The following is a 23,467-nucleotide window of genomic DNA, read 5'->3' as shown; positions in this document are numbered from 1 at the left end:
CACTTCGGTCCGCACCGAAGCGACCAGGACCTAGCGTTCCGAGCAGGAACGGAAGGCCGCCGACGCGCAGGGAGACCCTCGTGACCAGCTTCGCCGCACTTCACCGGGGTGACGAGCCCCTGCTGCTGCCCAACGCCTGGGACCACGGCTCGGCGACGGCGCTCGCCGCCCGGGGTTTCAGGGCCGTCGGCACGACCAGCCTCGGTGCGGCCGCCGCCGCGGGCCTGCCCGACGGGGCGTCGGCCACCCGGGCCGAGACCCACCGGCTCACGCGCACCCTCGGCTCGGGGCCCTACCTCCTCTCCGTCGACGCCGAGGACGGCTACAGCGAGGACCCCGACGAGGTGGGGGAGTTCGCCCGGGAGCTGGCGGCCGCGGGCGCCGTCGGGATCAACCTGGAGGACGGCCTGGGCCCACCCGCCCTGCACGCCGCGAAGATCGCCGCCGTCAAGGCCGCCGCACCCGGTCTCTTCGTCAACGCGCGCACCGACACGTACTGGCTGGGAGAGGGAGACACGGACACCAGGGCCCGGCTGGACGCCTATCAACAGGCGGGCGCCGACGGCGTGTTCGTGCCCGGACTCACCGAACCCCGCGAGATCGCCGCCCTGGTGAAGCACCTCGACGTCCCCCTCAACATCCTCTACTCCCCGACCGGCCCCACCCTTGCCGACCTCGCCGACCTGGGCGTACGACGCGTCAGCCTCGGCTCATTGCTCTACCGGCGGGCGCTGGGCGCGGCACTGGAGGCCGCACTGGAGATCCGGGAGGGACGCACACCGGGCGGGGTCGTCCCGTCGTACGGTGAAGTGGACGCGCTCAGCCGTCGGAGCGACGTGACTCACAGCGACGCGCCGTAGGTTCCTGTTAGCCTTGACTCTTTCCCGGGTATCACACCCTTTGGACTCATCACCGGCGAGGGACCGAGGAACCATGACGATGGACATCCCCGGCGACAGGCGACTGGCGGCCGCCGTCGTGATGGACGACCAACAGCGGATCCTTCTGGTGCGCCGCAGCGAGAAGGAGCGGTTCCTGCCCCGGGTGTGGGGTGTTCCGTGCGGGAAGCTGGAGCCCGGTGAGAGTCCCGAGGACGGCGCCCTGCGCGAGCTGAAGGAAGAGACCGGGCTGCTCGGCGAGATCGTCCGCAAGGTCGGCGAGTCCTCGTTCCTCAGCGACTACCGAGGGCACGAGATCAAGAACTGGCAGGACAACTTCCTGGTCAGGCCCCTGACCGGGGCGATCACCCTGCCCGAGCCCGACCAGGACCACGCCTGGCTCGCCCGCGCCGAGCTGACGAATGTCGAGATCGACGCGTACAACCTCGACATCGTCCGGCAGGCGTTCACAGAGTTCTGAGCTGCTCGGCAAGCTCCCGCAGCGCCTCCAGGTACTCCGCCGTCCCCAACGGCACCTTCGCGACCGCACCCGGATGCGGGCCCGCCGCGGTGAACACATCGGTGTGCGGCCGCCGTTCGGCGCCCGTCTCCAGGAACAGCGTCACCGTCGGCCGGTCCGTGTCGCACCAGGCCCGATGGAGGGTATGCGCGGGCAGGGCGTAGGAGCTGCCGGCCGCGTACTGGCCCAGATGCGTCAGCCGCAGCCGCGCAGGCCCCGCCGGCTCCAGCACCCAGTTCGCCGACCGCTGCGCCAGCGACTCCTCGTAGCGGGCCGCCGCGATGCCGCCGTCGCCGACCTCGTACAGCTCCATGGCCAGCCGGCCCCGTACGACATAGGACGCCAGCGGCGAGCGGTGGTTGTGGATGTCCTCCTTGCCGATCGCCCCGGCGCCGGGATGCCACACATGCGCGCGCAGCATCTGACGCGGACCGCCGTCGATCAGCAGCAACTTGTCGAAGCCGAGGACGTGCCGGTACGACAGCCGGGCACAGGCGTCCGGGTCCCCTTCGCCCGAGGCGAGTTCGGCGATCAGCTCCGACAGGCGCTCGGGGGCGCCGAGTTCGGTGACGACCGCGCGGGCCGCGGCCACCAGCTCGTGCTCGGGCAGTTCACCGTCCAGCGACCCGGCCAGCAGCCTCCGTGCCGCCAGGACCTGCCGACCGCCCATGCACTCATCCTCCAACGCGCCTTCGCGGTAACCGACTTCAGCCAGGGGGCTGGTACATCCATACGGCATGCGCGCGCAGCGCGGAAAGACCTTGATAGGTCATCCACATCGGCCGTCGCCGCTCGGTGGCCTCGTCCCGCGCCCACAGCCAGATGCCGTCCGTCTGCCCCGCCCACACCGCGGCGACGGCCCCCTCCAGCCGGATCCGAAGCTCCTCCTGAAGCCCCTCGGCGCGGGCGATCTCCAGCGCGCTCGGCGAGAGCAGTGCACGGACCAGCCAGGACGCGGTGAAGTGCCGTACGTTCAGCACCTCGTGGCGGGCCGGGTCGTCCGTGCGGGGCCGGCGCACCTCCTCGTGCAGGTTCGCCAGGTCCGGGCAGGTGTCGTGGGGCGCGTCCGGGCACGACAGCAGCCAGCGGATACCGTCCTCGCGTGCGGCACGGGCACGTTCGGCACGCGCGTCGCCGCCTTCGCCCAGCACCCGGGCGGCCCGGTCCAGGGCGACGACGGCCTGCGCGGTGTGCAGCGGCGACGGCCTGCCGTACGGCGGCTGAAGCCGGTAGCCCCAGCAGCGCAGATGGTCGCGGCGCGGGTCGCTGATCGCGCCGTCCGCGAGGGCCTCGCGCAGCAGCGGCAGGACCTCGGAGCGGGGCGCGGCCCGCAGCAGCCCGCGCAGCACCGTCGTCACGACATGGGTGGACTCCCGCCCGGTGCGGTCGAGTTGACGGGTGAACCCGTCGGCGCAGCGCTCCACCTCGGCCGCCAGCCGCTCGGCGGACGCGCCCGCCCGGGCCAGTGCCCCCAGCACCAGCGCGGTGACCTCCGGGCGCGCCTCGGAGCCCTGCGAACGCGCCGACCAGCCGCCGTCCGGCAGCCGCAGCCGCCACAGCGTGTCCACCAGCTCGCCCGTGCTCAGCCGGCCCTCGGGCACACCGAGGTCGAGCATGATGTGCAGGCCGTAGGCGGTGCCGACGGGCGTGGGCCGGGAGGGCGTGTCCTCGCCGAGGGAATGCGGCCAGCCGGTGAGCCGGCCGTGCTCCGGGTCGTCCACGACGGACACCTGGTCGACGAGGGTGTCGTAGGCGGTGGTGAACACGCCCGGGAGCGGGCCGGGTGCGCCCGGGGCCATCGCGCCGGGCCCCACCGTGGGAGCCGGGGCGGAGTCGGCCGCCGCCCGCGCGCGCAGCAGGCCCGCCGCCAGCCAGGCCGCGACGAAGGTGCCGAGCCCGCTGACCGCGGAGATCAGATAACGGGCGGCCGAGCCGTCGATGGAGTCGGGCAGCACACTGAACAGGAACTGGAACACGGCGTACCCGGCGGCCGCCGCGCCGAGGCCCCCGAGCCAGCCGACGAAGCGCGCCGGCGGCGAGGTGTCGGGGTGGTCCGCGTCCGGGGAGGGCGGTGTGGGATCGGGCCGACGGGACCTCAAGGGGCCGCGTCCGAGCTGCTGTTGGGACAAGACGCTTCCCTCCCCCGTGGTGGCGGCATGTGACCTCCGCGAAGCTTCCAGTCTAAGTGGTCAGCGTGGCACCTGGGGCAACGGCCGGTGATGCCCGCCGCGTGGCCAGTTGGCGAGGGCCACGTGAAGGGCGTCGATCGCGCGGTCCCAGGACTCCCGTACGTCCCGGGGAGCGCCGAAGGCACTCGTGGACTCCAGGGCGCAGTAGCCGTGGAAGGTGCTGCGCAGCAGGCGGACGGCGTCGGTGAGGTCGGGTTCCTCCAGGCCGTAGGCGCGGAGCACGCCGTAGGTGATCTCGGCGGTGCGGCGCATGGCGGGGGAGTCGGCGACGACGGCCTGGTCGACGCGGATCTGTGTCGCGGCGTACCGGCCCGGGTGCTCCAGGGCGTACTCCCGGTAGGCGTCCGCGAAGGCGGCGAGCGCGTCCTTGCCGGCGCGTCCCGCCACGGCCGCCGCGATCCGGTCGATCATCTCGCCGCCGGCCAGCAGGGCGACCCGGGTCCGCAGGTCCTGAAGGTTCTTGACGTGCGAGTACAGGCTCGCGTCCCGCACACCGAAGTGCCGGGCCAGCGCGGACAGGCTGACGTTCTCGAAGCCCACCTCGTCGGCGAGTTCGGCGGCGGCCGCGGCGAGCCGGTCGGCGGTGAGTCCTGCGCGGGCCATGGGGCGTGTGTCCTCCGACTGCGGAAACCTAAAGTGCCTAGGCAGGATGCTAGTGGTCTCCCCTCGTGCCCGGCCGGACCAGCCCCGTCTCGTACGCCAGGACCACGGCCTGGGCGCGGTCCCGCAGCGACAGCTTGGCGAAGATGCGGGCCACATGGGACTTCACCGTGGCCTCGCTCAGGGTGAGACGGGCGGCGAGCTCGGTGTTGGACAGACCCCGGCCGAGGAGGCTCAGGACCTCCCGTTCGCGAGGGGTGAGGGCCGCCAGGTCGGCCGGGATCGTGGGCTCGTGGGTGGCGGCGTCCGCGGCGAAGCGTTCCACCAGGCGGCGCGTGATGGAGGGAGCCAGCAGGGCGTCGCCGGTGCTCACCAGACGTACGGCAGCCGCCAGGTGCTCGGGGGTGACGTCCTTGAGGAGGAAGCCGCTCGCCCCGATCGACAGGGCCGTGTACACATAGCGGTCCAGGTCGAAGGTGGTCAGCATCAGCACCCGGCAGTCCGGGACCTGCCGGAGGATGCGGCGGGTGGCGTCCAGGCCGTCCATGTGCGGCATGCGGATGTCCATCAGCACGACGTCCGGGGCGAGTTCGCGTGCCATCGACACCGCCTCCACGCCGTCCGCGGCCTCGCCGACCACCTCGATGCCGCGTGCGGTGAGGATCAGCCGGAAGCCGGTGCGGATCAGCGTCTGGTCGTCGACGACGAGCACCCGCGGCGCCGGCTCGGTCACCGGTGCCGTCATGGCCGGTCCAGCGGGATGCGCGCCCGGACGCGGTATCCGCCGCCGAGCCGCCGGCGGGCGTCCAGGTCACCGCCGTAGACCGCGACGCGCTCCCGCAGCCCCAGCAACCCGCGCCCGGTGCCGTCCCGGTGCCGCGGGACCGGCCGGGGCTGCTTCGGGGCGTCGCCGGTCAGCACGCTCGGCCCGGTGTTCAGGACCTCCACGCGCAGGGCGTGGTCCGCGTAGCGCACCGTGACCTCGGCCTTGCCGCCGTCACCGTGCCTGAGCGCGTTGGTGAGCGCCTCCTGCACGATGCGGTACGCCGTCACGTCGATCCCCTGTGGCAGTGGGCGGGGTTCGCCGGAGATCCGGACCTCGACGGGCAGCCCCGCGAACGACACCCGGTCGACGAGCTGCCCGAGCCGGTCCATGCCGGGCTGCGGGGCGAGGTCGGCGGCGCCCGCGGGATCCTCCGCACCGGTCTCGGTGTCGTCGTCCTCGCCGCTCGGCGACGGGGCGAGCAGCCCCAGCAGATGCCGTAGATCCGTCATCGCGCCCCGCCCCGCGTCCTCCACCGCACGCAGCGCCGCCGACGCCTCGTCCGGCATCGTGCCCATGACCTCACGGGCGGCGCCGGCCTGTACGACCATGAGGCTGACGTTGTGACTGACGATGTCGTGCAACTCGCGGGCGATACGGTCGCGTTCGGCCGCGACCGCCGCCCGGGCCGCGCTCTCCCGCTCCCGCTCCAGCAGCCAGCCGAGCTGCCCGACGGCCTGCCGCCGGCGCCGCCGCGTCCGCAGCAGCGCGACGCCCAGCACCAGTACGGCCGCACCGGCCACCGCCGCCGTGACCCAGCCCGCTTCCCAGTCCCCCATGGCGTTCACCCTGGCAGACGATCACCGCGAGCGCATCGGCCGGGAGATGCAGGTACTGCATCGCGAGGATGAGACGTCCGGCCGGATGCCATCCCGGGTGGGATGTCCGGGCGCCGGCCCGCCTCGTAGCGTCCTGTCCATGGGTATCGAGGACAGCAGGGGAGAGACCGTCGTACGGCTCGACGGGTTGCGCAAGGAGTACGGCGAGACGACGGCGCTGGCCGGGGTGTCGCTGGAGATCCGGGCCGGGGAGGCGGTCGCGGTGATGGGCCCCTCGGGGTGCGGCAAGTCCACGCTCCTCAACATGATCGCCGGTCTTGACCGGCCGACGGACGGCACGGTCGTCGTGCACGGGGAGAACGTGGGGGAGTTGAGCGAGAAGGGGCTCGCCCTGTACCGGCGGCGCCGGATCGGCATGATCTTCCAGTTCTTCAACCTGATCGACGACCTGTCCGCCCTGGACAACGTGGCCCTGGCCGCCCAGCTGACCGGCACCCCGGCCCGGCAGGCCCGCCGCCGGGCCCTGGAGCTCTTCGACGAACTCGGCATCGCCGGCCGGCGCAACGCCCACCCCGCCGTCCTCAGCGGCGGCGAACGTCAACGCGTCGCCGTGGCACGGGCGTTGATGAACCGCCCGGCCCTACTGCTGGCCGACGAGCCGACCGGCGCGCTGGACAGCCGCTCCGGGGAACAGGTGATGGATCTGCTGCTCGACCTCAACCAGATCGGCCAGACGCTGATCCTGGTCACGCACGACGAGCATCTCGCCCGGCGCTGCGCCGGCCGGCTGATCGAGTTCACCGACGGCCGGGTCACCGGCGAGCACACCCTGGAGCCGTCCGCATGAGGGCCGTATGGCGGGCCGCCCGCGCGGCGGTACGGCGGCGCAGACTCCAGACGCTCGTCATCGCGCTGGTCACCCTGACCTCGACCGTGGCCATGGTGGTGGCACTCGGCCTGCTCGACGCGGCCTCCGCGCCCTTCGACAAGGCCTTCGGCAAGCAGCGCGGCCCGCATGTCACCGCGGTCTTCGACCCGGCGAAGGTCTCCGCGCGGCAACTCGCGCGGGCCGCCCGGCAGACCGGCGTCGAGGCCGCGGCGGGCCCCTACGCGCAGGCCACCGTCGAACTGCCGGACGACGCCATGCGGTTCGGCCTCGGCACCCGGATCACGGTCGCGGGCCGTGCCGACCCCGGCGGCCCCGTGGACCGGCTCGATCTGTGGGCGGGCCGCTGGGCCACCCGGCCCGGCGAGGTCGTGCTGAACCGGCAGTCCGACTGGACACCGGACGACCTCGGCAAGCGGCTCCCGATGCCGTCGGGCGGCCCGGCGCTCACCGTCGTCGGGTTCGCCTTCGACCTGAGCCGCACCGCCGACGCCTGGGTCGCGCCCGCACAGATCGACGCCCTGGAGCCGACGGCCACCCAGATGCTGTTCCGCTTCCCCGACGCCTCCTCCGACGACCGGCTGCGCGCACAGCTGGGGACGGTGACCGAACGGCTCCCGGCGGACGCGCTCACCGCATCCCGGACGTATCTCACCCTCAAGCACCAGGTGAGCAGTTCGGCACGGGCGTACACGCCGTATCTGATGGCCTTCGGCATCCTCGGGATCGCCGTCGCGGTGCTCATCATCGCCAATGTCGTCAGCGGCGCGGTGATCTCCGGGTTCCGGCACATCGGCGTGCTCAAGGCGCTCGGCTTCACACCGGGGCAGGTGGTCGCCGTCTACCTGACGATGATCTCCGTACCGGCCGTCGTCGGCTGTGCGCTCGGCACGCTCCTCGGCAATGTGCTCGCGCGCCCCTTCTTCGCGTTCGTGTTCATGGGCCCGGACGCGGGCGTGCTCCACGACAGCGTGTCCGTCTCCGCCTGGGTGAACGCCGTCACCCTGCTCGGCATGCCCGCGGTCTGTGTCCTGGCCGCGCTGGCCCCGGCGCTGCGCGCCCACGGCATGTCGGCGGCGCGGGCGATCAGCGCGGGCAGCGCCCCACGCGTCGGCCGTGCCCCGGGCATCCAGCGGCGGCTGGCCGGCAGCGGGCTGCCGCGCTCGGTGAGCCTGGGCATGGGACTGCCGTTCGCCCGGCCCGGCCGCAGCCTCCTGACGCTGGCCGCCGTGGTCCTCGGCGTGACCACGGTGACGTTCGCGACCGGACTCGCGACGACCATGGACCGGTTCGGGAACGCGGGCCGCGACGCCTACCAGGTGACGGTGTACGCCTCCCGCTTCCACCACGGCAAGGAGACGAAGCCGCAGCACGACGACCATGAACTCGACGCCCTGCTGCGCGCGTTGCCGGGCGCGACCGAAGTCACCGCACGGGCGTCGGTGGACGTGCGGCTCGCGGGCTCGGCGCATCAGGTGACCCTCGAGGGACGTCGAGGCGACCGGCTCCCGCTGGGCGGCGTCCTCACGGACGGCCGGTGGATGCGCGCGAGCGGCGAGATCGTGGCCGGCTCGGCATTCCTGCGCCAGAACGGCGTACGGGTCGGCGAACGGGTGACCCTGGAGAAGGGCGGCCGGAGCGAACGGGTGCTGGTCGTCGGGGAGTTCATGGAGAGCAACGCCCGTGTCGTGCTCGGCGACTGGCCGACCCTGACGGCACTGGCCCCGGCCGAGCGGCCCATCGCCTACCACGTCGGACTGCGCGACGGCACCGACCCGGCCGGCTACGCCCGGGCGGCCCGTGCCGCCGACGCCGGGATCACCCCGGACGTGCGGGGCTCCAACGCCATCACCCGGACCATCGTCGGCTCGGCCGCCGCCCTCACCCTGATGCTCGCCGCGGTCGCCTCCCTGGGCGTCTTCAACACGGTCGTCCTCAACACCCGCGACCGCAGGCGCGACCTGGGCATGCTGAAGTCGATCGGTATGACGCCGCGGCAGGTCACGGCGATGACGGTGACGTCGATGGCCGTCCTCGGCGCCCTCGGCTCCCTGCTCGGCATCCCCCTGGGCATGGCCGGCTACGAACTGGTGATCCCCCGCATGGCGGACGCCGTCGACATCGCCCTGCCCCCGTACATGACGGACGTATGGCGGGCCCCGGCCCTGACCGGACTCGCTCTCGCGGGGCTGCTGATCGCGGTGCTGGGGGCGTATGTGCCGGCGCGCAGGGCCGGGCGGCTGACGATCGGGGAGGTGCTGCGCAGCGAGTGAGCGGGGTGCCCCGTTCGAAGGGTCGGGCGCGCGGTCGGTTCCCGGATGCCATCCATGTGGGTACGTCATCTGCGGAGTTCGAGGGGGGAAGAGTGGGAGAGACGATGAGCGCACAAGGCCCCGGTGCGGCGGCGATCCGGGCCGGGTCGGTCGTGGTGGACGGTGCCCGCGTGGCGTACTGGGAATCGGGGCCCGCCGACCGTGAGCCTGTTCTGCTCCTGCACGGCTACCCGGCGGACCATCGCTGCTGGCGCCACCAGATCCCGGCGCTGGCGCGCGCGAACCGGGTGATCGCGCCCGACCTCCTCGGCTGGGGACAGTCCGCACGACCGCTGCACCTGCGTTTCGACTACGACACCGAGGTCGCACGCGTCGGCCGACTGCTCGACGCCCTCGGCATCGACGCCGTGAACCTGTTCGGGCACGACTACGGCGGTTTCCTCGCGCTCGGCCTCACCCAGGCCCACCCCGACCGCGTACGCCGGCTGGCCGTCCTCAACAGCCGTGCCCAGGCCTCCTTCGTCCCCCGCTGGTACGTCGCCTTCGGCCTGGTCACCCTGGCCGGACGCACGCCCGCGCTCCGGGCGCTGACGGCACGGCTCCCCCTCGGCGCCCTGCACCGCCGGTCGCTCGGAGCGCTGGTACGCGACGGCCACGTCGACGACGATCTCCTGGACAGCTACGTCCGCTGGATGGACACGCCCGAGGGCCGCCGCTGGCTGGTCCACTTCTTCGGCGACTACCGCGTCACGGCCCGACCCGAGTTGCGTCGTCGGCTCGGCGAGATCCGGTGCCCCACCGCGATCGTGTGGGGCCGGAGGGACAGGTACCTGAACTCCGCGATCGCCGTCGAACTCGCCGAGCGCGTTCCGCGCGCCGAGCTGACGGTGCTCGACGGCGCGGATCACTGGGTGATGGACCAGTGCCCGGCCCAGGTCACCGCGGCATTGGAGCGGCTCCTCGCCCGGGAGCTCTGACGACGGGTGTTCGCGATCAGCCGATCGGCGCGTACAGCACCCCCAGCTTGTCGATCTCGTCGCCGGAGCGCCCCGTGAACCCCACGATCTGCCAACCGGAGGGCGCCGTGAAGGTCTTCGCGTCCGAGGCCGCCGTCCCCGAGGACAGTGTGCGGCCCTTGTCCGTGGCGAACGCCGCCGAGAAGATCCGCGTACGGCCGTTCTTCTGACCCTGCGTCAGCTTCACCGAGGTGAGGTGCTCGCCGGAGGCCAGGGTCAGGGACGTCGCGGTGCCTCCCGTGCCGCCGTGGGTGAGGACCGTACCGCCGTCGTGGGTCAGGGTGACCGCGTCGAGGCGGGAGCCGCCGCGCAGGGTCAGGGTGCGGGGAGCGGGTGTGGCCGGGAGGTCGTCGGCGTCGTTGAAGGCCGTGCCGTGCGGGCCGCCGAAGAAGTCGCTCGCCCGCAGGGACGCGTCGAGGGCGTAGGAGAAGCCGACCGTGTGCGGGAAGTGGTCGGAGAGGTGCTCGCCGTCCTCGCGGAGGAACTTCGCCCAGTCGTTGCCGTAGCTGGTGGCGTTCAGGGTCAGCAGCTCACTGCCGCGGTAGAGGACCTTGTCCACGACCTCGCAGTCGTCGGTCGGGGCCATCGGGTCGCACAGCAGCGCGTCGCTGCCCGCCGCTGGGGGAGTGCCGCCCTTCACGAGTTGCACCCACGCGTCGGTCAGGCCGTTCTCGGCGACCAGCGTGCGGATGTTGTCGCCGGCGCGCGTGTAGCGGGTGTTGGTGTCGCCCATGACGATCACCGCGTTGCCGGCCGAGTTGGCCCGGATGAAGTCCGACAGCTGCTCGACGTTGGCGCGGCGGGCGGCGAGCGCGGCATCGTCGGAGTCGGCGTTGGTGTGGACGTTGTAGAGGTCCACGAACACGCCCTCGGCGAGACGCATCCGAGCCAGCGTGAAGCCCTTCGGGGTCAGGCAGTTGGTGCCCGTGCAGTCGTTCCACCTGACCCGCTCGAAGTCCTCGAAGGGGTGGTCGGAGAGGGTGTTGAGGCCGTCGCCGAAGGCCGCGCCGCCGCTGGTCGCCGTGCGGTAGGGGTGGGCGTCGTTGGCGTACAGCGAGGCGTGGTAGTTGAAGTCCTCCTGCACATTGACGATGTCGTACGGTGCCAGCCGCTGCCCGATCAGCGGGGTGTTCGTCTCGGGGTCGCTGTCGCCGAGGCCGAGGGGGAGGCCCGCGATGTTGTACGTCAGGACATCGAAGGAGCCGGAGGTGGCGGCCGTCGCGGGGGTGGCGGCGGTGGCGGTGAGGCCGGTGAGGGCCAGCGCGGCGGCCGCGAGCGTACCGATCAGTCTTCTCATGGTGGGGGTCTCCGGTCGGTGACGAAGAAGATGAACGTTGAAGTTGAGCGTTGTTCAGGTTCGGTGTCAACAAGGCTGACGTACAAGGGTCGTTGAGGAAACTGTGAGAGGCGGGGCGATCCGCCGTGTCGGCGGCACCCGGCGGTCATGCCTCGCTCGTTCAACGTTCATGTTTCGCCTTGATCCTCCACAGGCGGCGCAACAGCGCCGTAGAAGGCAGCCGCTGGGAGCCAGCGGCATCCCAGGAGGCGTTCATGGGACACGGGCACACGCACGGCCACCATCACCACCACGGACACGACCACGACCACGCGCACGACGCGGGAGCCGCGCTGCCCGCCGCCTTCGACCCCGCCGTGCCCGACGAGGCCCTCACCCCCGAGCAGCAGTCCCGCCGCACCCTGCTGCGCCGGGCCGGTCTGCTGGGCGCGGGTCTGGCAGCGGCGAGCGTCGTCGCCCCGGCCGCGGCCGCCGCCGCGACCCCCGCGTCCGCCACCGCCTCGGCCCCGGCCTCCGGCGGCCGCCGGTCGAAGGGCTTCCTGTGGCTGTCCGGCGACCACCACATCCACACCCAGTACAGCAGCGACGGCAAGTACCGCGTCGTCGACCAGGTCCGCCAGGGCGCCAAGCACGGCATGGACTGGCTGGTCATCACCGACCACGGCAGCACGACCCACGCCAAGATCGGTGTCGACAAGGTCAACCCGGACATCAAGGCGGCCCGCGCCGCCTACGAGGACACCCTCGTCTTCCAGGGCCTGGAGTGGAACATCCCGGGCGCCGAGCACGGCACCGTCTTCGTGCACCCCGGCACCAACGAGGTCTCCGTACTCAAGCAGTTCGAGACCGACTACGACGGCAGCGTCAAGGGCGCCTCCGACTCCACGCCCGCCAACGAGGCCCTCGCCATCGCCGGTCTGAACTTCCTCGCCGAGCAGGTGCAGCGCCGCAAGGTCAAGGACGCGCTGATGCTCGCCAACCACCCGGCGCGGCGCGGTGTCGACTCCCCGCACGAGATACGCGGCTGGCGTGACGCCGGCCGTACCCGCCAGATCGCCGTCGGCTTCGAGGGCGCCCCCGGCCACCAGGCCGCCGGCCTGCCCGCGCCCATGGGCCCCGGCCGCGCCCGCGGCATCTACGACAACAACCCCAGCGCCAACTCCTTCGCCGGCTACCCGCTGGAGAGCTACCGCACCTGGGGCGGCTTCGACTGGATGACGGCGACCGTCGGCGGCCTGTGGGACAGCCTCCTCGCCGAGGGCAAGCCGTGGTGGATCACCGCCAACTCCGACTCCCACCAGGTCTACGCCGACACCGCCGCGCGCGGCACCGGCGGCAACTTCGACACCGACGGCCGCTACCCCGACCCGGTCTACGGCGGCCGGATCGACATCACCCAGGGCGACTACTGGCCCGGCCAGTACAGCCGTACCCACGTCGGCTCCGACGGATTCTCCTACGCCGCCGTCATGGACGGCATCCGCGCCGGCCGTATCTGGGTCGACCACGGACAGCTGCTCAGCGCCCTCGACGTCCGGGTGACCGGCGGCCACCGCTGGGCCACGCTCGGCGGCGCCCTGCACGTGCGCAAGGGGACCGACGTCACGCTGACGGTCGACGTGGCGATGGCGGGCGGCCCCAACTGGGCGGGCTTCGTACCGAAGGTGGCGAGGGTCGACGTGATCCAGGGCGAGGTGACCGGCCCGGCCGCCGACAAGGACACGTTCACCGCGCCGACGGCCAAGGTGGTCAAGTCCTACGAGGTGAACAAGTCCTCCGGCACCGTCCGCCTCACCTACGACCTCGGCCGGGTCGACCGGCCCGTCTACGTCCGTGTGCGCGGCACCGACGGAAACCGTGGCGCCGTCGGCGCGATGGGCGCCGCCGTGGACCCGGCCGGCCCGGCCATCGACGTCGTCGGTGACGCAGACCCGTGGCGCGACCTGTGGTTCTACTCCAACCCGGTGTGGGTCCTGCCCTCGTGACTCCGTACGTCCTGACCGTGGACGCGGGGGTCAGGGACCTCCGCGCGGCCGACCACCTGCTCCACACCCTGGCGGCCGAACTCGCCCTCCCCGAGGGCGTGTTCGGCTGCACCCACCTGGTGCGGGGAGAGCGTCCGCGGGTGACGCTCTCCCTCACCCTGCCGTCCGAGCCGCTCCTGCGTACCGCCCAGGAGCGGCTCACGGCCCAGGGCCACGAGGTGACACCGGGCGCGCCGGACGCGGTCGGCCGCGCGGTCGTCTACCCGGGCGTCTCGACCCTGACCGGCACCCTGACGATCGCGGACGTGCTGTCCCGCTCGGCCATCGACCGGGTGACGGTCCTGGGCACGCCGGGGCGACCGGCGCCGGACACCCTCCTGATGACGGGCGATCACATGCGCCCGATCTGGCAGGACGCCGAACTCGTCCTGACCGCCATGCCGGCGGTGGGCGGGACCCTCGTACCGTTCGAGGTACCGGATCCCACCCCCTGCTGCGCCGATCACTGAGGGCGCCGTACCTCGGCCGCCACGCCCCCCGTAGGGTTACCGGACGTTCGAATCATGTCCGGGGTCTCGAATGACGGGGGGCGGATGGCGTACGAGGCAGAACGCGAGACGGAGGCCGACGACCCGCGCATCCCTCCCGCGTCCCCGTCGGACGACCCCGCGCGCCCCCTGTGGCGCCGCCGGGACTTCGGCACCTTCTGGGCCGCCCAGACCCTCTCCGTCCTCGGTGACTCCTTCGCGCTGATCGCCCTGCCCCTGCTGGTGCTGCAGGCGACCGGCTCGATCGCGCGGATGGGGCTGCTCACGGCGGTCGGTGGGGCCGCCTCGGTGGTCGCGGCGGTGTTCGCGGGGGCCGTCGTCGACCGCGTCGACCGGCGCAAGCTGCTCATCGCCTGCGACCTCGTACGGATGGCGCTGTACGGACTCGTCCCGCTGGTCTGGCTGTTCGGGCCGCAGATCTGGCTGCTGTACGTCGTCCTGCCGCTGTGCGAGGCCGTCGGCATGCTGTTCGCCGTCGGGTACGTCACCGTGGTACGCGCCCTGGTCGGCACCGAGCGGCTGACCGAGGCCAACGGTCGGCTGAATGCCACCGCCGCCGCGGCCGGGGTGCTCGGGCCGCTGTGTGCCGGCCTGGTCGCCGCCTGGTCCGGCCCGGCCGCGGCCGTCGGCGTGGACGCGGCGAGCTTCGGTGTCTCCGCCGCCTGCCTGGCCTTCGTACGGCTGCGGGGACGGCCGGGCAAGGCCACCGAGCGGTCCGGACTGTGGCGGGATCTGCGCACCGGGATCGAGTTTCTCCGCGGCCACCCGGTGCTGCGCGCCCTGACCGCCCTGCTGTTCGTCTTCAGCTTCCTCACCCTCGGCCTGAACGACCTGGTCATCTACCACCTCAAGCACGACCTCGGCCACGACGACGGCACGGTCGGCACCGTCATGGCCGTCGGCGCGCTCGGCACGATCACCGGCGCCCTGCTGGTGGCGCGGGTCCGCAGACGGCTCGGCTTCGGGGCCACCTGGACCGGCGCGGTCGCCGTGTGCGGGCTCTCCTTCGCCGGGCTCGGCTGGGCGAAGGACGTCCCCGTCGTCGCGGCCCTCGCAGCGGCCTTCCTGGCCTGCGTCGGCATGGCAGGCACCTGTTCCATGTCGCTGCGCCAGGAGGTCACCCCGGAACCGCTCCTCGGCCGGGTCACCTCCGCCTTCTGGACCCTGCAGTACGCGGCCGCCCCGATCGGCGCGGCCGTCCTCACCTGGGCCGCGGAACGCCGGGGCACGGCCCCGGTCGGCCTGGTCGCCGGCGCCTGCTGCGTACTGATCGCCGTGGCCGCGCTCTTCACGCCGATACGCCGCTCGGGGCGCCGGACCTGACCGGCGCACCGCGTGGCGTGGCCGCGCTCTTCACGCCGATACGCCGCTCGGGGCGCCGGACCTGACCGGCGCACCGCGTGCTTCATATCGTCGCAACGGTCACCCCGCAGGGTGGAACTCTGCGGCCCAGTAAGCCGATTCGCCAGCCAGCCGCCCACCGCGGCGACCCCGGATCCGGACTCTGGCGCCATGTCCATCATTGATTCCCTACGGGGAACCTCACGTGCCCTGGCCGCCTCGGTCATGGCGCTGGCGTTCGTCGTCGCCCTACCGTACGGCGCGTTCGCCGCACCCGGTGACCTGGACCCCACGTTCGGCACCGGGGGCCGGGTCAGCATCACCACCGCCGGCTACGCCGAGGGCGAGGACGTGGCCGTCCAGCCCGACGGAAAGATCGTGTCCGTCGGGTGGAAGCAGGACCCCGAGTACCTCGACGCCGAGTTCGCCCTGACGCGGCACAACTCCGACGGCAGTGTCGACACCTCCTTCGGCGGAGGCGACGGCGAAGTACTGACCGACTTCGAGAACGGCAACGACGTGGCCCAGAGGGTGGCCGTCCAGCCCGACGGGAAGATCGTCGTGGCCGGCCGCCACCAGGAGACCGACGACGAGTTCGCGGGCTGCTGCTGGTTCACGTTGGCGCGCTACAACTCCGACGGCAGCGTCGACACTTCGTTCGGCGGCGGTGACGGCTGGGTCAGTCCCGGTCTGGCCGGCGGGGCCGAGGAAGCAGTCGGGGTCGCGCTGCAGCCCGACGGGAGAATCGTCTCCGGAGCCTACGCCGGCGGCTGGTTCGCGGTCCTGCGCCATCTGCCGGACGGGAGCCCGGACACCGCCTTCGGCGGCGGTGACGGCGTGACCATGACCTCGTTCTCCGACACGGGCGGCGGCGGTGCGTCCGCACAGGACCTGGCCCTCCAGCCCAACGGGAAGATCGTCATGGCCGGCTTCGCGGGCGAGAGTTTCTTCGACTTCGCCGTGGCGCGCTACAACCCCGACGGCAGCCCCGACACCACCTTCAGCGGCGACGGCGAGGTCACCACGGACCTCGGCGGGTACAACTGGGGCGAGAGCGTGGCCGTGCAGTCCACCGGCAGGATCATCGTCGGCGGACAGACCGCGGACCGCTTCGCGCTCGTGCGCTACAACGTCGACGGCAGCCGCGACACCACCTTCGGCGCCGGCGGTCTCGCGACCACGGACTTCGGCGGCACAGCCGGCGTGAGTGACCTCGCCGTCCAGCCCGACGACCGGATCATCGCGGCCGGCAGCGGGTCGCCCGGCGACTTCCTGCTCGCCCGCTTCAACGCCGGTGGCACCCTCGACACCGGATTCGGCACGGGCGGCCGCACCACGACCGACTTCGGCGCCGGCGACCGGGCGAACGCCCTCGCCCTCCAGGACGACGGCAGGTTCATCGCCTTCGGCAACGACGGCAACGGCGTGCGCCTCATGGCCCGTTACCTCGGCGGCGTCGGCACCCCGCCCCCGCCTCCGCCGCCGCCCCCCGGAGCCGACCTGTCGGTCACCAAGACCGGCACCGGCGCGGTCAGCATCGGCGACCGTGCCACCTTCACCGTGACGGTCGCCAACAACAGCACCACCACCTCGGCGACCGGCGTCACCCTCACCGACACGGTCACCGGCCCCGCCGCCACCGTCATCTCGGCCACCCCCGGTCAGGGCACCTGCACCACCTCGGCCACCGGCGCGACCTGCGCCCTCGGCACCCTCGCTCCCGGCGCCCGCACCACCGTGACGGTCGTCGTCGAACCCAGGGCCACGGGCACCCTCACCGACCGGGCCACCGCGAGCGCGGCACAGTCCGACCCGGACACCGCCAACAACACGGCCACGGCGCCCACCACGGTCAACAACGCCCGCGGCTGCACCCGCATCGGCACCAGCGGCAACGACACCATGACCGGCACCAGCGGCACCGACGTCATGTGCGGCCTCGGCGGCGACGACACGATCAACGCCGGCTTCGGCACCGACACGGTGTACGGCGACTTCGGCAACGACCGCGTCGACGGCGGACCGAACAACGACACCCTCACCGGCGGCCCGGGCAACGACACCCTGCTCGGCAACTCCGGCAACGACCGACTCGACACCCTCGACAACGTCCCCGCCAACGACACCGCCAACGGCGGCCTGGGCCTGGACACCTGCACGACGGATGCCGGGGACACCCGGATCAGCTGCCCCTAGGCACCCCGCACCGGCCGGCACCCCTCGGGGCGCCGGCCGGTGCGCGCAGGTCACCCGATGGCCGAGAACACGAACGAGAACTCGGCCGGCTCGGCCTTCAGGAAATACTGCGGCAGCGGGCCCGGACCGCAGGACTGTGAGCCGATGCCGTGCTGGCCGTGGTCGAGATTGACCCAGACGGTCTCGCCGGGGGTGAGGTCGGTCAGATGCCGCGCGGCGTCCAGCTGTTCGCTGGTCCAGCGCCGCGCGCTGAACCAGAACTCCGGCTCGCCCTCGACCCGCAGCCCGCCGAGCTCCACCCAGCGGACGTCGGACCGTGCGCCGTTCTCCTGCGGACGGACGTACGGCGTCTGGAGTTCCTCGATGCTCGCGTCCCACCGCAGGAGCTTCGCCGCGGCCCTGGTGTCCGGGTACGCCTCACCCCCGCTGCCGAACCACAGCGCGGACTCGGTGAGCGCCGCCCGGAGCCCGAGCCGTACGCCGAGCCGGGGCAGCGGCACCTTCCAGTCGCCCTCGGGCGAGACCGAGACGGTCAGACGCAGTCGCTCGCCGTCGGACGTCCACCGGTACACCGTGCGCAGCCCCACATCGCGGGCGGCGGGCGCCACCCGGGTCCGGACGGTCAGCGAGTCGGCATCCGCCTCCACCCCGTCCAGCCGGTGCCGCATCCGGTGCAGGCCCAGCTTCCGCCACAGCACCCCCCACCGGGTGTCGTCCTGCCACGATGCGCCCTCGTCGTTGTCGGTGGGCGCGCGCCACACGTCCAGGCGCGGACCGGTGACGTCCACCCCGCCGATGGACCGCAGGGCACCGGTGCGGGCGTCGAAGGCGCCCGGGCCGAGCACGATCAGGTCACCGGCGGCCGTGGGCCCGGCACCGGTGGCCGTGCCGAGGGGCGCACGCGGCGCGACCGTCCGCTGCGCCCACGCCACCTCATGGCCCCGGCCCGCCCAGGGCGTGTCCGCCGCGAGCAGCGCCCGGACCGTCCACCCGACCTCGGCGCCGTCGCCGTCGGGAGCGGCCGCCGGCAGCTTGACCTCCGCCGACTCCCCCGGCGCGAGCGGCGGCACGGTGAGCGTGTGCGCGCCTGTGGGCATCCCGTCCACCTGGTACGAGAACTCGAACTCCAGGTGCGAGAGGTCGGCGAAGTCGTAGGCGTTCGTCACCCGCACGCCACCGTCGGCGCCCTCGAACCGCACCGGCTCGATGGCCTTCTTGTACTCGACGAGCCCGGGGGAGGGCCGCCGGTCGGGGAAGACCAGGCCGTCGCAGACGAAGTTGCCGTCGTGCAGCTCCTCGCCGAAGTCGCCGCCGTAGGCGAAGCCCAGCTCGGGGTGGGTGACGCCGTGGTCGATCCACTCCCAGATGAAGCCGCCCTGGAGCCGGTCGTGGCGCTCGAAGATCCGCTGGTAGTCCGCCAAGCCGCCGGGGCCGTTGCCCATCGCGTGCCCGTACTCGCACTGGATGAAGGGGAGTTCGCGCCGTTTGCCGGGACCGCCGTCCAGCCGCTTCCCGATCCGCTCGACCTCCGCGTGGGGCGCGTACATCCGCGAGTACACGTCGGTGTCGCGGCAGTTCCAGTCGCCCTCGTAGTGCACCAGACGAGAGGTGTCCCGGCCGTGGATCCACTCGGCCATCGCGGTGAGCCCGCGCCCGGTGCCGGCCTCGTTGCCCAGCGACCAGAACACGATCGAGGGGTGGTTCTTGTCGCGCTCGACCATCCGGGCGGCACGGTCCAGCAGGGCCGGCGTCCAGCGGTCGTCGTCGACGGGGTTGTCGCGCCAGCGCTGCTCGGTGAAGCCGTGGGTCTCCAGGTCGCACTCGTCGATGACCCACAGGCCGTACTCGTCGCACAGGTCGAGGAAGGCCGGGTGCGGCGGGTAGTGCGAGGTGCGCACGGCGTTGAGGTTGTGCCGCTTCATCAGCAGCACGTCCTCGCGCATGGTCTCCAGGTCCAGGGCGCGGCCCCGCTCGGGGTGCCACTCGTGCCGGTTGACGCCCTTGAAGAGGATCGCCCTGCCGTTGACCTTGATCAGGCCGTCTTCGAGGGCGACGGTACGGAAGCCGATGCGCAGCGGGACGCGCTCGCCGGGCGTCACCAGCTCACCGTCGTACAGCTTCGGTGTCTCCGCCGACCACGGCTCGACCGCGACGGTCACCGACTCTCCCGTCGCGACATCGATGTCGAGGGCGGGCACGGACACCCGTCCGTCGACGTCGGAGTCGACGCACAGGGTGCCCTCGCCCGTGCTGTGGTCGTAGGAGGCATGCACGAAGAAGTCGCCCGCCGCGCCCTCCGGTCGGTGCAGCAGGGTGACGTCACGGAAGATGCCGGGCAGCCACCACTGGTCCTGGTCCTCCAGGTAGGAGCCCGCCGACCACTGGTGCACCCGGACGGCGAGCACGTTGCCGGCCGGCTTCAGCAGCTCCCCGACCGCGAACTCGTGCGGCAGACGCGAGCCCTTGAACTCACCGAGCTCGGTGCCGTTCAGCCAGATCCGGGCGCAGGACTCGACGCCGTCGAAGCGGAGGACGGCGGTGCCGTCGGCCGGCCACGCGTCGGGCAGGTCGAAGACCCGCAGATGGTCACCGGTGGGGTTCTCCGTGGGGACGTGCGGCGGGTCCACCGGGAACGGGTAGAGGTGGTTGGTGTAGATCGGTGAGCCGAACGCGCCGTCGCCCTGCAGGACCCAGTGGCCCGGGACCGTGACCTCGGCCCAGTCCCCGGCGCCGTACCCCTCCGCGGCGAACGAGTCGTCCTGGGCGCCGGCGGTCGCCGACAGCCGGAAGCGCCAGCTGCCGTTCAGGGACAGGGACTCCGCGTCCGAGGTGGCGTACCAGGCGCGGGGCGGCAGGGCCCCGCGGCCCGGGGAGACGTCCTCTACGTAGCTGACGGACGGGGTGGTGCGGAAAGACATCGGTCTCCAGGTGTTGAGAAGAAGGCGTCAGCCCTTGATGCCGGTCTGTGCGATGCCCTGTACCAGCCAGCGCTGGAGGAAGAGGAACACGAACACCAGGGGCAGGATGGAAATGGCCGTGGCCATGAAGATCAGATGGAAGACGACGGTCTGGTTGGTCATATAGCTGGAGAGCGCGACCTGGACGGTCCACGAACTCGGGTCCTGGCCTATGACCAGCGGCCACAGGAAGGAGTTCCAGCCGTTGATGAAGGTGATCGTCGCCATCGCCGCGAAGAAGTTCAGCGAGTTCGGCACGACGACACGCCAGTAGGCACCCCAGTGGCCCAGGCCGTCCATGCGCGCCGCCTCCTCCAGCTCCTTGGGGAACCCAAGGAAGTACTGCCGGAACAGGAAGCAGGTGAAACCACTGAACAGGCCCGGGATGATGAGCCCCCGGTAACTGTCCACCCAGCCCAGCGAGGAGACCAGAACGAAGCTCGGCACGAAGGTGACGGCGGTCGGGACCATCAGGGTCCCCAGGACGGCGTAGAAGATCTTGTTGGCATGCTTGTACGGGATACGGGCCAGACCGTAGCCCGCGAGGGAGCACACCAGCAGGACGCCGACGGTGTGCAGGGTGGCGACGACCGCCGAGTTCCACAGGGACCGGCCGAAGGGGACGGTCTCGTCCGTGAACAGCTCGCCGATGTTGCCCCACTGGATGTCCGTGGGGAAGAGCTTCCAGTTCTCGCCGGTGATCTCGGCATCGGTGGCGAGGGCGTTGCGCAGGAGGACGTAGAACGGGATCAGGAAGAGCACGGCCGCGACGCCGGTGGCGATGTAGAGGCCGGTGGAGCTCATCACGCCGCCCCCGCGCCGGATGCGGCGGGGCCTGCCCGACGGCGGCGCGGACTCGCGCAGCTGAGGTGTGGTGGTGGTCACTTGGACTCGTCCCCCCTTCCGAAGCCCATGAGCTTGCCCTGCAGCAGGGTCACGGCACAGATCAGCACGGTCAGGATGAGCGCTCCCGCGCTGCCGGCGCCGTAGTCCTGGCTCTCGCCCAGGGCCTTGTAGTACAGCTCGACGAGAGGCGGGCGGCCCCAGGTGGTCTTGGACAGCAGGTTGTAGAACTCGTCGAAGGCCTGGTAGGCGGCGATGAGCAGCAGCAGGATCACCGCGGTGGACGTGGCCCGCAGCTGGGGCAGCGTGATGTACCGGAAGGTCTGCCAGCCCGACTTGGCGCCGTCGATGGCGGCGGCCTCGTAGAGCTCGTCCGGGATGTTCTGGAGGGCCGCGATGAACAGGATCATGTAGAAGCCGGACTGCAGCCACAGCCGGGCGGTCACGATGACCAGCCAGTACCAGGGCGGGTTGGGGTCGATCAGCCAGGCGATGTTGTCAATGCCGAACCAGCCGAGGACCGTGTTCATCAGACCGAAGCGGACGCCGCTGAAGAGGGACATCTTCCAGATCAGCGAGGCGGCCACATAGCTGCACGCGGTCGGCAGGAAGAAGACCGAGCGGAAGAACGCCCGCATGAACCGCAGCCGGTTCACCAGCAGCGCCAGACCCAGCGAGAGCGCCCAGGTGGTGGGCACGATGAACGCGGCGAAGACGGTGAAGGTGCCGAGCGAACCGACGAAGTCGTCGTTCGTCAGCATGTACGTGTAGTTGTCGAACCCGACGAACTTGTCGGGCGTGACGGTGAAGCGGGCCTCGAAGAAGCTGAGCCAGAGGCTCCAGAGGATCGGTGCGTAGACGAAGATCGCCAGACCGATCAGGAACGGCCCGGTGAAGAGCCAGAAGTTGAGCGTGGGGCTGCCCCGCAGACCCCGCCGCGGCTTGGCCGGTGAGGCCTTCGCCGGGGCGGGGCGCGCGAGGTCACGCGTCGTCGTCGACATGTCGTGGTCCGTCCCGCGGCCTATCCGAACAGCTTCTTCAGCTCGCGGTTGACGGCCGTGTCGCACTTGTCGAGGGCGGCCTCCGGGTCCATGTTCTTGCGGACGCAGTTGGCGAAGACGTCCTCGAAGGCGGTGCGCATGGCCTGGGTCCAGCCGATGTTGTCGAAGTGACCGAACTCGTTGAAGAGCCGGACGCCCTCAGCGGCGTTGCCCGACTTGAGTTTGGTGGCGGACTCGGCGAGAGAGGCGCGCGGCGGGATGTGGAAGCCGTAGGACGTCGCCCAGTCCTCCTGGTACTTCTTCTGGTCGATCCACAGCCACTTCACATACTCCTTGGCCGCGTCCACGTTCTTGCCCTTGGCGTTGACGAACATCGACCAGCCGCCGTTGTAGACCGACTGCTTGCCGGAGTCCGTGACCTTCGGGAAGGGGAAGACGCCCCAGTCGTCGCCGAGCGCGTCCTGGATCGCCGGCATCGCCCACATACCGCAGAACTGGATGGCACACAGACCCTGGTTGAACGAGGAGGGGTCCCAGGACTCGGTCGGGGCGCCGAGGAGGAGATCGCCGCTGGTGAACAGCTTGCGCATCTTCTTCAGGCCCTCGACCACGCCGTCCGTGTGATAGGCGATCTGGTTCTTCTCGTCGAGGTGTTCGGCGCCGGCCGACCAGATCAAGGTGTCGTTGACGCTGTGCAGGTCGTTGCCCATGTACAGGCCCTTGACCTTGCCGGTGGTGAGCTTGGCGGCGGCCTCCATCAGCTCGTCGAGCGTGGTCGGCACCTCGACCTCGGCCTTCTCCAGCATCGACTTGCGGTAGAAGAAGAACTGCGGGTCGTCGATCATGCGGACGCCGTATATCTTCCCGTCGACCGTGTGCGAAGTGATGTCCGCCGGATTGAAGTCGTCCTTCACCGGGTCGATGAGGTCGGTCAGATCCGCCACCTGGCCGCTCTTGACCATCTGGATCTGCGGGTGGAACTCGAAGACGTCCGGCGCGTTGTCGGTGAGCAGGGACGAGAAGAGCTTGCTCTCGTAGTCCGCGCTGGTGATCCACTGAGTGGTCACGTCGGCGTCCTTGTAGGCCTTCGCGTACCGCTTGATGGCCTGCTCGGTGCCCGCCTCGCCGTACGCGTGGAACATCTGCACGAGACGGTCGCCGGAGCTGCTCCGGCCTGTGTTGCCACCGCACGCGGCAAGACCGCCCGCGGCGGCCAGGCCCATCGCGGCCCGCAGAACGGTTCGGCGGTCCCAGGTGGTGTTGCTCGATGCCGACATGGCGACGTCCTTGTCTCGAGTACGGCTGCGGCTCAGCGTCAGATGGCTCAAATGGGGG

The 23,467-nt window shown here is 71.6% G+C and carries 19 protein-coding genes; 9 read left to right on the top strand and 10 right to left on the bottom strand.

Translation table 11 applies throughout. The features are described from left to right. The first annotated feature begins 80 nt into the window (after positions 1-80). Positions 81-860: an isocitrate lyase/PEP mutase family protein gene (locus ACFPQ9_RS05990; protein WP_380847632.1), complete on the top strand. Its 780-nt coding sequence runs from the start codon at positions 81-83 to the stop codon at positions 858-860. A gap of 73 nt (positions 861-933) precedes the next feature. After that, a complete protein-coding gene (locus ACFPQ9_RS05985) occupies positions 934-1,359 on the top strand; it encodes an NUDIX hydrolase (RefSeq protein ID WP_380847629.1) in 426 nt (141 codons plus the stop codon). Here ACFPQ9_RS05985 and ACFPQ9_RS05980 read toward each other — a convergent pair. Genes ACFPQ9_RS05980 through ACFPQ9_RS05960 form a run of 5 tightly spaced genes read right to left on the bottom strand, consistent with a single transcriptional unit; the run spans position 1,346 to position 5,789 of the window. Further along, the gene (locus ACFPQ9_RS05980) at positions 1,346-2,068 is read right to left on the bottom strand and encodes a hypothetical protein (RefSeq protein WP_380847626.1); all 723 of its coding nucleotides are present in this window, start codon (positions 2,066-2,068) and stop codon (positions 1,346-1,348) included. The two genes, ACFPQ9_RS05985 and ACFPQ9_RS05980, sit on opposite strands and share 14 nt — an antisense overlap. A 37-nt stretch (positions 2,069-2,105) precedes the next feature. After that, entirely contained in the window at positions 2,106-3,527 is a 1,422-nt protein-coding gene (locus tag ACFPQ9_RS05975) for a prenyltransferase/squalene oxidase repeat-containing protein (RefSeq protein WP_380847623.1), read from the bottom strand. Between the two features lie 60 nt (positions 3,528-3,587). Continuing rightward, entirely contained in the window at positions 3,588-4,190 is a 603-nt protein-coding gene (locus ACFPQ9_RS05970; RefSeq protein WP_380847620.1) for a TetR-like C-terminal domain-containing protein, read from the bottom strand. 49 nt (positions 4,191-4,239) lie between these two features. Further along, positions 4,240-4,932, bottom strand: a complete 693-nt coding sequence (locus ACFPQ9_RS05965; protein WP_380847617.1) for a response regulator — start codon at positions 4,930-4,932, stop codon at positions 4,240-4,242. Next, positions 4,929-5,789 (bottom strand): sensor histidine kinase, encoded by an 861-nt coding sequence (locus tag ACFPQ9_RS05960; RefSeq protein ID WP_380847614.1) that lies wholly within the window; start codon positions 5,787-5,789, stop codon positions 4,929-4,931. The genes ACFPQ9_RS05965 and ACFPQ9_RS05960 overlap by 4 nt, the downstream gene beginning before the upstream one ends. A 139-nt stretch (positions 5,790-5,928) precedes the next feature. Here ACFPQ9_RS05960 and ACFPQ9_RS05955 point away from each other — a divergent pair, with 139 nt between their 5' ends. From ACFPQ9_RS05955 to ACFPQ9_RS05945, 3 genes are all read left to right on the top strand, one after another. Continuing rightward, positions 5,929-6,636, top strand: a complete 708-nt coding sequence (locus ACFPQ9_RS05955) for an ABC transporter ATP-binding protein (protein ID WP_380847611.1) — start codon at positions 5,929-5,931, stop codon at positions 6,634-6,636. Next, on the top strand, positions 6,633-8,948 hold the full coding sequence (locus ACFPQ9_RS05950; RefSeq protein ID WP_380847608.1) for an ABC transporter permease: 2,316 nt from the start codon (positions 6,633-6,635) through the stop codon (positions 8,946-8,948). Before ACFPQ9_RS05955 ends, ACFPQ9_RS05950 begins: the two co-directional genes overlap by 4 nt. Before the next feature lie 104 nt (positions 8,949-9,052). After that, positions 9,053-9,925: an alpha/beta fold hydrolase gene (locus ACFPQ9_RS05945; RefSeq protein ID WP_380847605.1), complete on the top strand. Its 873-nt coding sequence runs from the start codon at positions 9,053-9,055 to the stop codon at positions 9,923-9,925. A 16-nt stretch (positions 9,926-9,941) separates the two neighbouring features. On the opposite strand, the gene ACFPQ9_RS05940 is transcribed toward ACFPQ9_RS05945, so the two are convergent. After that, a complete protein-coding gene (locus ACFPQ9_RS05940) occupies positions 9,942-11,261 on the bottom strand; it encodes a jacalin-like lectin (RefSeq protein WP_380847602.1) in 1,320 nt (439 codons plus the stop codon). Positions 11,262-11,515: 254 nt separating this feature from the next. On the opposite strand from ACFPQ9_RS05940, the gene ACFPQ9_RS05935 reads away from it, so the two are divergent. The 4 genes from ACFPQ9_RS05935 to ACFPQ9_RS05920 all read left to right on the top strand — a co-directional run bounded on the left by ACFPQ9_RS05935 (position 11,516) and on the right by ACFPQ9_RS05920 (position 17,331). Continuing rightward, a complete protein-coding gene (locus ACFPQ9_RS05935) occupies positions 11,516-13,246 on the top strand; it encodes a PHP domain-containing protein (protein ID WP_380847599.1) in 1,731 nt (576 codons plus the stop codon). Beyond that, a complete protein-coding gene (locus ACFPQ9_RS05930) occupies positions 13,243-13,755 on the top strand; it encodes a hypothetical protein (RefSeq protein ID WP_380847596.1) in 513 nt (170 codons plus the stop codon). The genes ACFPQ9_RS05935 and ACFPQ9_RS05930 overlap by 4 nt, the downstream gene beginning before the upstream one ends. 84 nt (positions 13,756-13,839) lie before the next feature. Then, positions 13,840-15,117, top strand: coding sequence for an MFS transporter (locus ACFPQ9_RS05925; RefSeq protein WP_380847593.1), 1,278 nt, complete (start codon positions 13,840-13,842; stop codon positions 15,115-15,117). A gap of 189 nt (positions 15,118-15,306) precedes the next feature. Next, entirely contained in the window at positions 15,307-17,331 is a 2,025-nt protein-coding gene (locus ACFPQ9_RS05920; RefSeq protein WP_380847590.1) for a calcium-binding protein, read from the top strand. Between the two features lie 50 nt (positions 17,332-17,381). Here the strand turns inward: ACFPQ9_RS05920 and ACFPQ9_RS05915 are convergent, their stop codons facing one another. Genes ACFPQ9_RS05915 through ACFPQ9_RS05900 form a run of 4 tightly spaced genes read right to left on the bottom strand, consistent with a single transcriptional unit; the run spans position 17,382 to position 23,409 of the window. Next, positions 17,382-20,249 carry a glycoside hydrolase family 2 TIM barrel-domain containing protein gene (locus ACFPQ9_RS05915; protein ID WP_380847587.1) on the bottom strand — a complete coding sequence of 956 codons (2,868 nt, stop codon included), beginning with the start codon at positions 20,247-20,249 and terminating at the stop codon, positions 17,382-17,384. A 27-nt stretch (positions 20,250-20,276) separates the two neighbouring features. Next, entirely contained in the window at positions 20,277-21,173 is an 897-nt protein-coding gene (locus ACFPQ9_RS05910; protein ID WP_380847584.1) for a carbohydrate ABC transporter permease, read from the bottom strand. Beyond that, positions 21,170-22,132 (bottom strand): carbohydrate ABC transporter permease, encoded by a 963-nt coding sequence (locus tag ACFPQ9_RS05905; protein ID WP_380847581.1) that lies wholly within the window; start codon positions 22,130-22,132, stop codon positions 21,170-21,172. Before ACFPQ9_RS05905 ends, ACFPQ9_RS05910 begins: the two co-directional genes overlap by 4 nt. A 20-nt stretch (positions 22,133-22,152) precedes the next feature. Further along, positions 22,153-23,409 carry an ABC transporter substrate-binding protein gene (locus ACFPQ9_RS05900; RefSeq protein ID WP_380847578.1) on the bottom strand — a complete coding sequence of 419 codons (1,257 nt, stop codon included), beginning with the start codon at positions 23,407-23,409 and terminating at the stop codon, positions 22,153-22,155. Positions 23,410-23,467 lie beyond the last annotated feature (58 nt).

The sequence above is a fragment of the Streptomyces coerulescens genome (genome assembly GCF_042657965.1).
GTDB classification, from domain to species: domain Bacteria; phylum Actinomycetota; class Actinomycetes; order Streptomycetales; family Streptomycetaceae; genus Streptomyces; species Streptomyces coerulescens.
Note: the sequence above shows the minus strand (reverse complement) of the source record. Positions and strands in the feature narration are given on the sequence as shown.

Bases quoted from the DNA above. Each gene is read 5' to 3' on its own strand.
- ACFPQ9_RS05925 (WP_380847593.1), top strand. From the start codon at position 13,840: ATGGCGTACGAGGCAGAACGCGAGACGGAGGCCGACGACCCGCGCATC.
- ACFPQ9_RS05965 (WP_380847617.1), bottom strand. From the start codon at position 4,932: ATGACGGCACCGGTGACCGAGCCGGCGCCGCGGGTGCTCGTCGTCGAC.
- ACFPQ9_RS05970 (WP_380847620.1), bottom strand. From the start codon at position 4,190: ATGGCCCGCGCAGGACTCACCGCCGACCGGCTCGCCGCGGCCGCCGCC.
- ACFPQ9_RS05960 (WP_380847614.1), bottom strand. From the start codon at position 5,789: ATGGGGGACTGGGAAGCGGGCTGGGTCACGGCGGCGGTGGCCGGTGCG.
- ACFPQ9_RS05900 (WP_380847578.1), bottom strand. From the start codon at position 23,409: ATGTCGGCATCGAGCAACACCACCTGGGACCGCCGAACCGTTCTGCGG.
- ACFPQ9_RS05915 (WP_380847587.1), bottom strand. From the start codon at position 20,249: ATGTCTTTCCGCACCACCCCGTCCGTCAGCTACGTAGAGGACGTCTCC.
- ACFPQ9_RS05920 (WP_380847590.1), top strand. From the start codon at position 15,307: ATGTCCATCATTGATTCCCTACGGGGAACCTCACGTGCCCTGGCCGCC.
- ACFPQ9_RS05985 (WP_380847629.1), top strand. From the start codon at position 934: ATGACGATGGACATCCCCGGCGACAGGCGACTGGCGGCCGCCGTCGTG.
- ACFPQ9_RS05905 (WP_380847581.1), bottom strand. From the start codon at position 22,132: ATGTCGACGACGACGCGTGACCTCGCGCGCCCCGCCCCGGCGAAGGCC.
- ACFPQ9_RS05980 (WP_380847626.1), bottom strand. From the start codon at position 2,068: ATGGGCGGTCGGCAGGTCCTGGCGGCACGGAGGCTGCTGGCCGGGTCG.
- ACFPQ9_RS05935 (WP_380847599.1), top strand. From the start codon at position 11,516: ATGGGACACGGGCACACGCACGGCCACCATCACCACCACGGACACGAC.
- ACFPQ9_RS05940 (WP_380847602.1), bottom strand. From the start codon at position 11,261: ATGAGAAGACTGATCGGTACGCTCGCGGCCGCCGCGCTGGCCCTCACC.
- ACFPQ9_RS05950 (WP_380847608.1), top strand. From the start codon at position 6,633: ATGAGGGCCGTATGGCGGGCCGCCCGCGCGGCGGTACGGCGGCGCAGA.
- ACFPQ9_RS05945 (WP_380847605.1), top strand. From the start codon at position 9,053: ATGAGCGCACAAGGCCCCGGTGCGGCGGCGATCCGGGCCGGGTCGGTC.
- ACFPQ9_RS05955 (WP_380847611.1), top strand. From the start codon at position 5,929: ATGGGTATCGAGGACAGCAGGGGAGAGACCGTCGTACGGCTCGACGGG.